The following is a 12727-nucleotide window of genomic DNA, read 5'->3' on the forward strand; positions in this document are numbered from 1 at the left end:
ATGTATGCAGCTTCGGGGCGGGACAAGAGCGGGGCGCGCGCATCATTCCGGCCCGCTGCGCGGCAGCGCGCCGCTGTCTTCGGGCGGGCCGTCGGATTGCGCCGTCCGCAGCCGGGCGCGGCGCAGGCTGCGCCGCATCCACAGCGCCATGCCGGCCATCAGCACCAGCCCCGCCAGGATGCCCGTCACGTCCGAGGCAATCTCTCCCAAAGTGGCGATCGAGGCGGCGAAACTGTAGCCCAGACCCACATAGGCGCTGACCCAGACACCTTCCCCCGTGACGCTGCCCAGGGTGAAGGCTCCACGCCGCATCCGCGCGGCCCCGGCGGCGAAATTCACGTAGGGGCCAAGCGGCGAGACCAGCCAGCGCGACAGGAAGACCGCCACCACCCCGCGCTGGTCGAGGAAATGCTGCGCCCGTGCCAGGGCCAGCGCGGTCTTGCGCCGACCCGTCAGCCGGGTCGACAGCCGTCCGTAGGCCGCCTGCGCCAGCTGGTAGCCCGCCTGATCGCCCACCACGGCGCCGAAGTAGGCCGCCAGGATGACCCCCGTCAGGTCGAGATCGCCCGAGGCGGCAAACCCGCCCGCCGACAGCATCATCAGCGACGACGGAATGGGCAGCGCCAGGCAGGACAGGAATGTCCCGATCCCCAGAAGGGGCAGGCCCCAGTCGACCAGTGCGGCAAGCAGCCAATCGGTCATGGCTCACCGGGCCGCGCCGGTGCGGGGGCCGTTGAGGCAGGGGCCTGGGCATCCAGCCAGCCTTCCAGCCGCGCCAGCAGCGCGGCTTCGTCCTCGCCTTGCGCGCGGGCAATCTCGGCCAGGGTCGGCGGCTTGCCCTCGGGCCGTTCCGTCAGGCCAAGCTGGGCCGCCACCTCTTTCACTGGCAGGTTCCAGGAATGGGCGACATAGCCCGGGGTCATCCAGCCCTCGGGCACGAGGCGACGGTGGTCGGGATCGGCCCAGTAGAAGGTGAAAAGCGCCAGCCGCACAAGGAAGACGAGCGTCAGGCCCAGCCCGGCCAGGAAGCCGAGACAGGCAAGCGGGTGGCGCCGCCAGAGCTGGGCGAGAAGAGACATGCGCGATCCTCCGGCCCGCAGCTAAGCCGATCCGGGGGCGGAGGTCGAGAGGGGATGGAGCCAGTGCGATCACGGCGCGGCGAGTGTGTCCACCGTGGCGCGACGCATAACGGCAAAGGGGCGCGACCGCGCCGCGCCCCTTCGGGATGATTTGCTGTGGGTGGCGATACCTCAGACCAGTTCGGCGTCCAGGGTGATGTCGGCGGCGGCCAGCAGGCGCGACACCGGGCAGTTTTCCTTGGCGGTCTTCGCGGCCTCGAAGAAGGCCTCCTCGTCGACGCCGGGGATCTTCGCCTTCAAGTGCAGGTCGACGCCGGTGATGGTGAAACCGTCGCCGTCCTTTTCCATCTTCACGGTGGCCTCGGTCGACAGCTCGTCGGCGACGACACCGGCTTGCTCCTGCAGGATCTTGGACAGGGCCATGGTGAAGCAGCCTGCGTGGGCCGCGCCGATCAGCTCTTCGGGGTTCGTGCCGGGGGCGTCCTCGAACCGGGTGTTGAAGCCGTAGGGCTGATCCGACAGCGCCCCGGACTGGGTCGAGATGTGGCCCTGGCCATCCTTGATGGTGCCGGTCCAATGGGCGGATGCGGTCTTGCGGATCATGGGAACCTCCTTCGGGGTTTGGGTCTTGGGGACCCAACGTGCGCCCCGGCTCGGGGTTCCGTCCTAGCGCACCAGCTCGCGCATGCCGCGGTCCAGCCCTTCCAGCGTCATCGGCACCATGCGGTCCTCGAAGATCTCGCGGATCATGGCGATGGAGTGGGTGTAGTCCCAGTATTTCTGCGGCACCGGGTTGATCCACAGGTGGTCCGGCCAGGCCTCGCGGGCGCGCTGCAGCCAGACCTGGCCCGCCTCGGGGTTCCAGTGCTCGTTCGCGCCGCCGGGGTAGGCGATCTCGTAAGGCGACATGGAGGCATCGCCGACGAAGATGCACTTGTAGTCCGACCCGTAGGTGCGCAGCACCTCGTCCGTGGGGGTCTGTTCCGTCCAGCGGCGGGCGTTGTCGCGCCACACGCCTTCGTAAAGGCAGTTGTGAAAGTAGTAGTGTTCGAGATGCTTGAACTCGGCCCGGGCGGCGGAGAAAAGCTCTTCGACCACCTTGATGTGATCGTCCATCGAACCGCCCACGTCGAGAAACAGCAGGACCTTGACGGCATTGCGCCGCTCGGGGCGGGTCTTCACGTCGAGGTAGCCATGCTCGGCGGTGGCGCGGATCGTGCCGTCGAGGTCCAGTTCCTCATGCGCGCCGTCGCGGGCCCATTTGCGCAGCCGTTTCAGCGCCACCTTGATGTTGCGCGTACCCAGCTCCTGCGTGTCGTCGAAATCGCGGAACTCTCGCTTGTCCCAGACCTTCACCGCGCGGCGATGGCGGCTGTCCTTCTGGCCGATGCGCACGCCTTCTGGGTTGTAGCCGTCAGCGCCGAAGGGGGAGGTGCCGCCCGTGCCGATCCACTTCGACCCGCCCTGGTGACGTTCCTTCTGTTCCTCCAGGCGCTGCTTCAGCGTTTCCATCAGCTTCTCGAAGCCGCCCAGGGCCTCGATCTGCGCCTTCTCCTCCTCGGAAAGGTGCTTTTCGGCCATGGATCGCAGCCACTCCTCGGGGATGTCCACGGCCTCCATCACCTGATCGAAGGTGATCTCCTCCAGCCCGGAGAAGGCGGCGGCAAAGGCCTGGTCGAAACGGTCGATGTTGCGTTCGTCCTTCACCATGGCGGCGCGGGCGAGGTAGTAGAACCCTTCGGGATCATAGGTGACCAGGCCGGCCTTCAGGGCCTCCAGGAAGGTCAGGTATTCGCGCAGCGACACCGGCACCGCGTGCTGCCGCAGGGCGTCGAAGAAGGGAATGAACATCTGGTCTCCTCCCGGATGTGTCCCCGCGGGGCGGCCCGGTGGTGACCGGGATCAGATCAGGCTGCGGTGGACGAAGAGCGTGATGAAAAGCCCGATCAGCGCGAAGAGGATGGCATGGGTGGCGCCGTATTGGAACATGTCCTTGCCGTTGCCGCCGCGACGTTTGGCGCGCAGGGCGCCGAAGATGGCGCCGATGATCAGACCTGCGATGACGAACATTGTTTTCTCTCCCGGCCGGACCGGCCCCCTTGGCGTCTTCCGGACATCCGCGCCGGCGCCGGGGCGCCGGGCCGGGATCAGCCGCCGCGCGGGGCCAGGGCGGCCACGTCGCGCAACCGGGCCTCGACGGCCGCGTCCGGGCCGAAGCCGTAGCGCGCCCAGCCCAGAGAGTCCAGACGGCTGGCACGGGCCGCGGCGGTCTGGCCGGCCAGGTCCTGGGCCTCGGCGCGCAGCATCTTGATATTGGCCAGCAGCACCGCGTTCTGGTAGCGCTCGGCGATCGCATCCTGCCCCTTCAGCAGCGCCAGGGCGCGGGCGCTTTCCCCGCGGGAGATCGCGTGGGCGGCCAGCTGAACGGCGGTATGGGCGGCGTGGATGCGGGTTTCGGGGTGCTGGCCGAAGAGGGAGTGGGCGCGCAGCAGCGCGGCCTCGGCCCGCTTCGGGTCGCGGATCTGCAGCAGCCGGCCCAGCACGTAGTTGGCAAAGGCGGTGCGATGATCATTCCACCCCTGACCCTCGGCGATCGCCACGGCGCGTTCGGCACCGCGCAGCCGGGTGGCCGGGGATCCATCGGGGCCAAGCGCCTGGGACAGGGCGCGCACCCATTCCACCGGTGTCTCGGCCATCACCCGCGGCGGCACGAAGCCCCCGTCGGGGTTCACCCGGGCCAGCACGCCGGGCAGGCGGGCCGCCACGGCCTTCCGGGTCATGCCCGACTGCAGTTCCGGCGCATAGGTGATCCGCAGGATCATCATGTCGTAGCCGGTCAGGACGGACTGGATGTTGTCGTCGTTGAAGGTACTGCCGGCCAGCCGGTAAAGATCGTTGAGCGGACCCAGCGACTGCGCCAGCTCCTCATGCAGGCAGTCGCGCATTTCCTGCGGCGCCGCGTCGGAGGGCACGAAGATCGCGATCTGGTCACGCTCCTTCAGGCGGGTCCAGTCGGTGCGGGCGCTGCGCCGGGCGCTGCGGTATTCCGACAGGCGCGAAATGCCGGGCACCACGAAGCAGGCGGCGGCGGGCAGTTCGCGGCGTATGCGGTCACCGGGCACGGCGTTGATGGTGATATTGCCGGTCTGGCCCATGGGCAGGCGGGTGATGTCGATCCCTGCCTCGCGGCGCAGCCGGCCGATCACGTTGTCCAGCTCGCGCGCCATGCCGGGCGGCACCTTGCCGGTCAGGCCGACGCGGATCGGCCCCTCGAAGCGGGTGAAGACGGGCATCTCGCGGCCCGATTCCAGGCGAAAGCTGAGGTCGATGAAATCGCGCGCCAGGTCGGCATTGGCGATGCGGGGGCGGGCCATGGGGCCGTCGCCGTAAAAGACCTTCATCGGGGGCAGCGCGGTCACCTTGCTGGTGTCGGCGCGGCTGGCCGCCGGGGCCTGGGTGGTGGGGGCCGCGGTTTTCGCGGCGCCGGTCGAGGGGCTGGCCGAGGGCGTGGGCGCCATGCAGCCGGAGGTGGCGACCATCAGCGGCAGCAGCATCGCGGCGGCCGCGATCCGGCGGGTGAGCAGGCGGGCGATGGTCGTCATGTCAGCTCCATCCGGTACTTGATGAAATCGGTCTTCTCCGCCAGCCGGTCGTACAGACGTTGCGCGGTGACGTTGTCCTGCTGCGTCATCCAGTAAAGGCCCGATGCGCCGGCCTCGCGCGCGCGGTCGCGCACCGCCTCGATCAGCGCCCGCCCCAGGCCGGCGCCGCGGGCCTCCGGGTCGGCGTAGAGATCCTGAAGATAGCAGACATCCGCCTCGGCCCAGTTGTGGGGGTGGAACAGGTAGTGGACCAGGCCCATGGGCCGCCCGTCGACGAAGGCCAGCAGGCCGTGCTGCGCCCGCGCGGGATCAAGCAGCCGGGAGAAGGTGAGGTCGTAGATCCCGGCCGGCAGCTCTGTCTTGTAGAAGGTGAGGTAGCCCTGCCAGAGCTCGGCCCAGCGGTCACGGTCCTGGGCAGCGACGGGGCGAATCTCGATCATCTTGGGTCCTTCGGTCGTTCCGAAGGAAAGGCTAGGGCAAGAGGTGGTCCTCGGCCAAGCCCGTGTTTGTGGGTAGGGCGCAAGTTGCGGCCCGACGCCGGGTCACATGGGTTGCGTGCCTGCGCACAAGGCAGGGTTTCGTCCGGTGGTAATGTGCGGAGGAGCGCGGATCCCGTCAGGGTTGCACAGCGGCGCGGACGGTCGCGCGCGGCAGGGCGCAGCCCGTCAGGCGGGGCAGGGCGCGTCGCGGCGCCTTGCCCCGTGGCATCCGGTCAGCGGCGCTGGCCGCGCGCCATGAAGGCCAGCCGTTCGAACAGGTGCACGTCCTGTTCGTTCTTCAGAAGCGCGCCGTGCAGCTTCGGCAGGGCGTTGGCGCCGTCACGCTTCAGGTCCTCGGCGGTCAGATCCTCGGCCAGCAGCAGCTTCAGCCAGTCCAGCACCTCGGAGGTCGAGGGCTTCTTCTTCAGCCCCTGCATCTCGCGCAGCTCGAAGAACTGGGTCAGGGCGGCGGTCAGCAGGTCGCCCTTGATGCCGGGATGGTGCACCTCGACGATCTTCTTCATCGTCTCCATGTCCGGGAAGCGGATGTAGTGGAAGAAGCAGCGGCGCAGGAAGGCGTCGGGCAGCTCTTTTTCGTTGTTGGAGGTGATGATGACGATGGGCCGGTTCTCGGCGCGGATCGTCTCGCCGGTCTCGTAGACGTGGAACTCCATCTTGTCGAGTTCCTGCAGCAGGTCGTTGGGGAACTCGATATCGGCCTTGTCGACCTCGTCGATCAGCAGCACCACGCGTTCCGGCGCGGTGAAGGCCTGCCAGAGCTTGCCCTGGCGGATGTAGTTCTTCACGTCATGCACGCGTTCCTCGCCCAGCTGGCTGTCGCGCAGGCGGCTGACGGCGTCGTATTCGTAAAGACCCTGCTGCGCCTTGGTCGTGGACTTGATGTTCCATTCGATCATCGGCGCGCCCAGGCTCTGCGCCACCTGGCGGGCCAGTTCGGTCTTGCCGGTGCCCGGTTCGCCCTTCACCAGCAGCGGGCGCTGCAGGGTGATGGCGGCGTTGACCGCCACGGTCAGATCCTCGGTTGCGACGTAGTCCGCGGTGCCTTCGAAACGCGCGTTCATGCGGGCCTCCTCCTGCCGTTATGCCCTGATGGGGTAAAAGGCGCGCGGCGGCTTGGCAAGCCGCAGGGGCGCGCCAGACGGGCCAAAGGGGCCGTGGCGCCCGGAAACATCGCGTCACGGAGCGCTACGTATGAGGGGCATTGCCGCGAAAGCTGCTGTTAAGCACGTAATTTGAGCAAATTCGCGGTGCCGCCGCGAAAACGCCCGCGCATGAGGCGGCCGGATTTGCGCCCGTATGACGCTGCGGCGTGCAGACGCTCCGGTGCGAAGGGCCGGGCGAATGGCGGCAAACCGGCTGAAATCGCAGCGTTTTCACTGATGCGTGAGGGCCCTCGGTGCGGCGCCCGGAGGGGGCGGGCCATGCCCGGCAGATGCGCAACAGCGTCGGCGCGGCGGGATTATTTCGTGACAAGGCGGACCGGAGGCGTTAAGGCCCTGCGCAGGGGATCCTGCCGCCCGGGACGGCTGTCTCGATCGCGGGCCAAGGACGAGTTCGGGAGCCGCTGATGAAAGCAGAAACTTTCCTAGAAGACGATTATCGTCCCGCTGAGGACGAGCCGTTCATGAATGAGCGGCAGACGGAGTATTTTCGTCGCAAGCTGCTGGCGTGGAAGGAGGAAATCCTTTCCGACAGCCGCGATACCATTGAGGGCATGAAGGACAGTACGCGCAATATCCCCGATATTGCCGACCGCGCCAGCGAAGAGACCGACCGCGCATTGGAGCTGCGCACCCGGGATCGCCAGCGCAAGCTGGTGGCCAAGATCGACGCTGCGCTGCGCCGCATCGACGAGGGGGAATATGGCTACTGCGAGGTGACCGGCGAGCCGATCAGCCTCAAGCGTCTGGACGCCCGGCCGATTGCCACCATGAGCCTGGAAGCCCAGGAGCGTCATGAGCGCCGCGAGAAGGTGCATCGCGACGACTAATCGCGCGGATCGGGGCCGGGTCACGCAGCGCAGGGCGCCGTGGGCCTGGCCTGAACCAAGCCTCATAAATTCTTTTCAACGCCGGGGATTTTCCCCGGCGTTGTTGCTTGCATCACCCCCCTATACGGGGCCATATCGCTGCGCCCGGGCTGACGGGACGGGCGATTCCGCCCTGTCGCTTCCGCCATCGGGCCTGATGACCAAAACGGGCCGCCCGGCCAGACCGGTGGCCCCATGCCGCCCCGGCCCGCGCGCCTGACGCGCCATGACGGGGGCCGCGAGCAGGAGAGTTCCCTTGCCGCTGACGGGCCAGAAAATCGCGATCATCGGGGCCGGAATCGGCGGGCTCGCCGCCGCGCGGGCGCTTGCGCTGCGCGGCGCCGAGGTCACGGTGCTGGAGCAGGCGGAGTGCATCCGCGAGGTGGGTGCTGGTCTTCAGATCAGCCCCAATGGCGCGGCGGTGCTGCGCGGCCTGGGCCTGCGGCCCGAGCTGTTCGGCATGGCCAGCGACGGGGTGCGTCTGGTCGATCACCACGGACGCACGGCGCTGCGCATGGATCTGGGCGGGCTGCCCGATCGCAACGGCTATTTCTTCTGTCATCGCGCCGACCTGATCGCCGCGCTGGCCCATGGGGCGCGCAAGGCGGGCGCCCGTGTCCGACTGCTGCAACGGGTCGAGGACGTGGTGACGGGCGAGGCGCCCGAGATCCACATTGCCAACCGGGCGCGCATGCGTCCGGCGCTGGTGGTCGGCGCCGACGGGCTGCATTCGCGCCTGCGCGCGGCGATTCTGGGCGACGGCCGGGCCAGCTTCACCGGCCAGGTCTGCTGGCGCGCCGTGGTGCCCGCCGCGCCCGACGACCCGAAGGGCGCCGAGGCGCGCGTCTACATGGGGCCGGGGCGTCACCTGGTCAGCTATCCGCTGCGCGGCGGGGCGCTGCGCAACATCGTGGCGGTCGAGGAGCGCCGCGAATGGGCCCCCGACAGCTGGAGCCACGAGGACAACCCCGACAACCTGCGGCGCGCCTTCGCCGGCTTCTGCCCCGAGGTGCAATCGCTTCTGGAACGGGTCAGCCGGGTCAATCTCTGGGGCCTGCACCGCCACGAGGTCGCGCCGAAATGGTACGATGGGCGCACCGCGCTTCTGGGGGATGCGGCCCATCCGACACTGCCCTTCCTGGCCCAGGGCGCGAACCTGGCGCTGGAAGATGCCTGGGTTCTGTCAGAGACATTGGCCGAGGGGCTGGGTGGTGCCGCGGGGCCGGAGGCGGCGCAGGCCGCTATAGGGCCGGCGCTGGAACGCTATCAGCAGGCGCGCCGCGACCGGACGCGCCGAGCGATTCAGGCGGCGAACCGCAATGCCTGGAAATATCACCTGCGTTTCCCGCCGCTGCGCATGGCGGCCCATGCCGCGCTGCGCCTCGGCGGCAAGGTCGCGCCCGGCGCGATCCTGCATCAGTTCGATTGGCTTTACGGCCATGACGTTACCGGCGGCCAGCGCCTGGCCGCCGATCTGGACTGCCCGGTGTCAGAGGGCGATCTCTGCCCATAGGGGCACGTGATCCGACGGCTTCTGCCGGCCGCGGATCTCGGCGTCGATGCCGCAATCGGTCACCAGATCCGCGCATTGCGGGGTCATCAGCATGTGATCGATGCGGATCCCGTCGTTCTTCTGCCAGGCGCCGGCCTGGTAATCCCAGAAGGTGTAGTGACCCGGGGCAGGGTGCCGGGTGCGGAAGATCTCGGTGAAGCCGAGGTTCTGGATGCGGCGGAAGGCGGCGCGGCTTTCGGGGCGGAACAGCGCGTCCTCGCGCCATTTCTCGGGCTTGGCGGCGTCCTCCGCCTGCGGGATGATGTTGTAATCCCCCAGCATCACAGCCGGTTCCTCGGCCGCCATCAGCTCCTCGGCGCGGGCGCGCAGGCGCTCCATCCAGGCCAGCTTGTAGGCATATTTGCCGCCCTCCACGGGCAGGCCGCTTTCCGTCAGCTCGACCGGGTTGCCGTTCGGCAGGTAGAGGCCGCAGATCCGCAGCGCGTCCTGCTCGCCCACCACCGTCGCCTCGATCCAGCGCGCCTGTTCGTCGTCCTCGTCGCCGGGCAACCCGCGCGTCACGTCTTCCAGCGGCAGTTTCGACAGGATGGCGACCCCGTTGAAGCTCTTCTGGCCATGGGTTTCGACCTGGTAGCCGCGCTCCTCGAACAACTCGCGCGGGAAACCCTCGTCCACCGACTTGATCTCCTGCAGGACGGCGACATCGGGCTGCGCCTCGTCCAGCCAATCCATCAGCGCCTGTGCCCGCGCCTTGATGCCGTTGATGTTGAACGTGGCCAGTCTCATGTCGGGCAACCCTTTTCTCTTTCCTTGCTGACGGGAAAGCGCAACTCTGAGGTCCATGTGTGGCCCCGAACCTGTGCGCCCGGCGCGCTGGCGGCCGGGCATCCCGTCTCTGCCGCTTTGTGGGTCTTTGTGCGGTCTCTGTCCAGACGGGTTGCGTCTGCGCCTGCACGGGCACGATTCGGCGCGGGCATATCGCCGCTCGGCGAATCCCGGTTGTGTGTTCTCCCAATGTTCCGAATTTTTCCGGCAAGTGAAATAACTTGTCAAAATTTCGGCAGTTCATTGTTGTTTATACCGAAACAATACCTTGGAACTCGAAGTTATTGTGAGTAACTTTCGCTTGACACGGTTAAATTGAAAATTGTGTTTTGCGAACACGAAATGCGTGCAAGCGTTCTGGCATCGTCCTTTCTTTTCAACGACTTGGAGAACATGATGTCTGCCGTTCGTAAAACTTCCGTCGCCACCTCCGCCGCTGTTGCCGCGTCCCACACCCTGCTGGAGGGCGATGCCGTCGAGATGTTCACCTCCGGCTCCGCTCCCGCGCTGCAGGGCGACCTGATGGGCGGCGAAGGCCTGGACATGTTCACCTCCGGTTCGGCGCCTGTGGCCACCGACACCACCGCAGGGGATGCCGTCGAAATGTTCACCTCGGGCTCGGCTCCGATGACCTCGGACGCCGTCGCCGGTGATGCGGTGCAGCTCTTCACCTCCGGTTCCGCCCCGATGGCGACCGATGCCGCCGCAGGCGAGGCGGTCGAGGCCTTCACCTCCGGGTCCGCTCCGGTGACCTCCGAGGCCGCCGCAGGCGATGCGGTGGAGATGTTCACCTCGGGCTCTGCGCCGGCCGCCGCCGCCGGCGATGCCGTCGAGGCCTTCACCTCCGGCTCCGCTCCGGCCTCCTCCGAGGTTGCCGCCGGTGACATGGTTCAGGCCTTCACCTCCGGCAGCTAAGACGCTCTGACCGAGCAACTTGCCCGGACCGGGCAGGGGAGCGGCAGAGAGGACGCCTTCCGTCTGATTGTTGCCGACCCGATGGCGCCGCCACCAGGTGCCGACGATCAGACGGAAAGGATCCGACCCATGTCGAATGTCGTTCAACTGACCTTCCCCGCCCGGAGCCAGGGCCGGGCCGCGCGCCGCGCGGCCCTGCTCGACCGTTTCGCCCGTGAACGCCGCTCGCAGGAGGACGTTTTCTGGCTGAAGGAAAATGCCGAGGTTCTGAACATCCTTGAAAGCACCGGTCAGACCCTGGCGTCAGGGGATCTGCCCGACGGGGCGCTGGCGCCCTACGCGGATATCTACGAGACGCTGGAAAAGCGCCTCGGGTTCTTTCCGCAATACTATCGCTTCTACCTGTCCCTGGCCCTCGACCTGGAGGCGCTCGGCATGGCCGGCGACAAGGCTGCGGCCATGGTGCACTGGGCCCGGGCCGAGGGTCTGGCAGAGGCCGAGCTGTCGGACCTGCAACGCGCCGAGGCGCGGCGGCTGATGCTGCGCCGGGGCATCGACCCCTCTGGCAGCCGCGCGGAGTCGGAGGCGCTGACGGCGCGGCTGATGCGGTTCATCTCGCGTCCCGCGACCTTCATGCTGCCCAACAAGAAGGCCGCCTACGAACTGACCCATATCGTCTTCTACCTCAGCGAGTATGGACGGAAATCCGTACAATTGCCCCGATCGGCCAAGGAAAGCCTTAACTTTGCCGGAACGCTCGCCTACCTTGACCTCAATGCGGACCTGCTGGCCGAGATCTGCGTGGCGATGCGCCATGCGGGGATGACGCCCCCGGACACCTGGGAAGGCTGGCTGAGCCGTGAAACGAACGGGTTCACCGTCGACGCATGGGAGGGCGCGATGGCGCATGATGGGTATCACGAGTTCCTCGTGAGCAACTGGGCGATGGCCACCGCCGGACGCGGAGAGGTCTTCCGCCAGGCCGTCCCGGAGGGGCGGGTGACCTTCCACGCCGCACCACGCCCGATCGGCCCGCTGCGCCGCATGTCGCAATGCCTGCTGGAGATGGACGCCGCCCGCTCCGCTGACTGGACCCGGATGGAGGCGCCGATCTGCGAGGCGCTGGCCGATGATGCCGCTCTTGCCCACCTCGACCGTGCCACCCGCGCCTGCGCCGATTTCGAGACCTTCTTCGCCGGCTTCGCCCGCGCTGGTCTCGTGGCGCCCCAGCAGAGGGCCCTTGCGTGACGGAACTGAAGACCCAGAAACTGACCCTGGCAAAGAAGGCGACCCTTGGCGGGGTCGCCCTTGTCATGATTTACACCGCGCTGATTTCCTCGGCCGATGCGATCACCAAGTTCCTGGCTGGCGGCTATGCCGCGCCGCAGCTTTACGTGATCTCCGGCATGCTGGTCGCCGCCTTCTGCCTGGTGACAGAACGGGTGAAGGGCGGCCGTGACGGCGTGATCCAGGCCATCCGGACCCTGCGCCCGGTGGAAATGGCCGTACGGTCCATCGCCACGGTGCTGGCCTCGGTCTGCTATTTCTATGCCTTCAAGCTTCTGGATTTCGCCGAGGTGTTCATCTTCATCGGCTTGATGCCGATCTTCGCCGGGCTGATGTCCGGCCCGATCCTGGGGGAGAAGGTGACGACCGCGGTCTGGTTCGCCCTGGGGGCCGGGTTCGTCGGTGTCGTCTGCCTTTTCCCGAACGGGATCCATGGCATGTCTCCCGGGCATCTGATCGCTTTCGGCGCCACCGCCTCGGGCACGCTTTCGATGGTCATGGCCCGGCGCATCGGCCAGTTTGAAAGCAACGCCTTGGCGCAGGTCTTCTGGCCGAATGCTACGCTGGCCGTGGTCATGGCGGTGGCGCTGCCCTTCGTCTACAGGCCGATGTCGGCTCACGACCTCTTCTGGGTCGGGGCCTATGCCGCCTTCCTGTTTTTCGCCCGCTGGGTGCTGGTGGTGGCCTTGCGCAACCTCGCGGCCTACGTGGTCACCCCGCTGATGAACCTGCAATTCGTCTGGATGGTGATCCTGGGCAGCGTCGTCTTCGGGGAACGGACCGGGGCCAATATCGTGTTGGGGTCCGCCATCGTCATCGGATCAGGGCTTTACCTGATATATGACCAGCTGGCGCGCGGCAGGGTCGTGCGCAGCGGTGGCTACAAGACCCTGGCCGCCGTCGACGCGGGCAGCAAACCGACCGCGCCGGCGGAGTAGACCCGGGTCACACGGAACTTTAAAACGGGCGCCACCATC

General features: G+C 67.5%; 14 protein-coding genes. 5 read left to right on the forward strand and 9 right to left on the reverse strand.

Annotated features, from left to right (window positions below; genetic code table 11):
- Window positions 1-42 precede the first annotated feature (42 nt).
- From LC066_RS00380 to LC066_RS00415, 8 genes are all read right to left on the reverse strand, one after another.
- On the reverse strand, window positions 43-702 hold the full coding sequence (locus LC066_RS00380) for a DedA family protein (RefSeq protein ID WP_224896082.1): 660 nt from the start codon (window positions 700-702) through the stop codon (window positions 43-45).
- Window positions 699-1079, reverse strand: a complete 381-nt coding sequence (locus tag LC066_RS00385; protein ID WP_224896083.1) for a hypothetical protein — start codon at window positions 1077-1079, stop codon at window positions 699-701. The genes LC066_RS00380 and LC066_RS00385 overlap by 4 nt, the downstream gene beginning before the upstream one ends.
- 171 nt (window positions 1080-1250) lie before the next feature.
- Window positions 1251-1682: an OsmC family protein gene (locus LC066_RS00390; protein ID WP_198431906.1), complete on the reverse strand. Its 432-nt coding sequence runs from the start codon at window positions 1680-1682 to the stop codon at window positions 1251-1253.
- A gap of 63 nt (window positions 1683-1745) precedes the next feature.
- The gene (locus LC066_RS00395) at window positions 1746-2930 is read right to left on the reverse strand and encodes a vWA domain-containing protein (RefSeq protein WP_222479251.1); all 1185 of its coding nucleotides are present in this window, start codon (window positions 2928-2930) and stop codon (window positions 1746-1748) included.
- A 51-nt stretch (window positions 2931-2981) separates the two neighbouring features.
- Complete coding sequence (locus LC066_RS00400; RefSeq protein ID WP_198431905.1) at window positions 2982-3149, reverse strand: hypothetical protein; 168 nt, start codon at window positions 3147-3149, stop codon at window positions 2982-2984.
- 77 nt (window positions 3150-3226) lie between these two features.
- Window positions 3227-4681, reverse strand: coding sequence for a DUF2927 domain-containing protein (locus LC066_RS00405; protein WP_224896084.1), 1455 nt, complete (start codon window positions 4679-4681; stop codon window positions 3227-3229).
- Window positions 4678-5121, reverse strand: coding sequence for a GNAT family N-acetyltransferase (locus LC066_RS00410; RefSeq protein ID WP_224896085.1), 444 nt, complete (start codon window positions 5119-5121; stop codon window positions 4678-4680). Before LC066_RS00410 ends, LC066_RS00405 begins: the two co-directional genes overlap by 4 nt.
- Window positions 5122-5393: 272 nt before the next feature.
- Complete coding sequence (locus LC066_RS00415; protein WP_222479243.1) at window positions 5394-6242, reverse strand: AAA family ATPase; 849 nt, start codon at window positions 6240-6242, stop codon at window positions 5394-5396.
- 506 nt (window positions 6243-6748) lie between these two features.
- On the opposite strand from LC066_RS00415, the gene dksA reads away from it, so the two are divergent.
- Both dksA and LC066_RS00425 read left to right on the forward strand, forming a co-directional pair.
- A complete protein-coding gene (gene dksA, locus LC066_RS00420; protein ID WP_085888137.1) occupies window positions 6749-7171 on the forward strand; it encodes an RNA polymerase-binding protein DksA in 423 nt (140 codons plus the stop codon).
- 295 nt (window positions 7172-7466) lie between these two features.
- Window positions 7467-8723 (forward strand): FAD-dependent monooxygenase, encoded by a 1257-nt coding sequence (locus LC066_RS00425; RefSeq protein ID WP_224896086.1) that lies wholly within the window; start codon window positions 7467-7469, stop codon window positions 8721-8723.
- On the opposite strand, the gene xth is transcribed toward LC066_RS00425, so the two are convergent.
- On the reverse strand, window positions 8700-9509 hold the full coding sequence (gene xth / locus LC066_RS00430; protein WP_224896087.1) for an exodeoxyribonuclease III: 810 nt from the start codon (window positions 9507-9509) through the stop codon (window positions 8700-8702). The genes LC066_RS00425 and xth overlap by 24 nt on opposite strands.
- 435 nt (window positions 9510-9944) lie before the next feature.
- Here xth and LC066_RS00435 point away from each other — a divergent pair, with 435 nt between their 5' ends.
- From LC066_RS00435 to LC066_RS00445, 3 genes are all read left to right on the forward strand, one after another.
- Window positions 9945-10463, forward strand: a complete 519-nt coding sequence (locus LC066_RS00435) for a DUF6749 family protein (protein ID WP_224896088.1) — start codon at window positions 9945-9947, stop codon at window positions 10461-10463.
- A 129-nt stretch (window positions 10464-10592) separates the two neighbouring features.
- Window positions 10593-11711 (forward strand): DUF6902 family protein, encoded by a 1119-nt coding sequence (locus LC066_RS00440; protein ID WP_224896089.1) that lies wholly within the window; start codon window positions 10593-10595, stop codon window positions 11709-11711.
- Complete coding sequence (locus tag LC066_RS00445) at window positions 11708-12688, forward strand: DMT family transporter (protein ID WP_318246697.1); 981 nt, start codon at window positions 11708-11710, stop codon at window positions 12686-12688. Before LC066_RS00440 ends, LC066_RS00445 begins: the two co-directional genes overlap by 4 nt.
- The last annotated feature ends 39 nt before the right edge of the window (window positions 12689-12727 follow it).

It is taken from the genome of Pseudooceanicola marinus, from assembly GCF_020177265.1.
GTDB classification, from domain to species: domain Bacteria; phylum Pseudomonadota; class Alphaproteobacteria; order Rhodobacterales; family Rhodobacteraceae; genus Pseudooceanicola; species Pseudooceanicola marinus_A.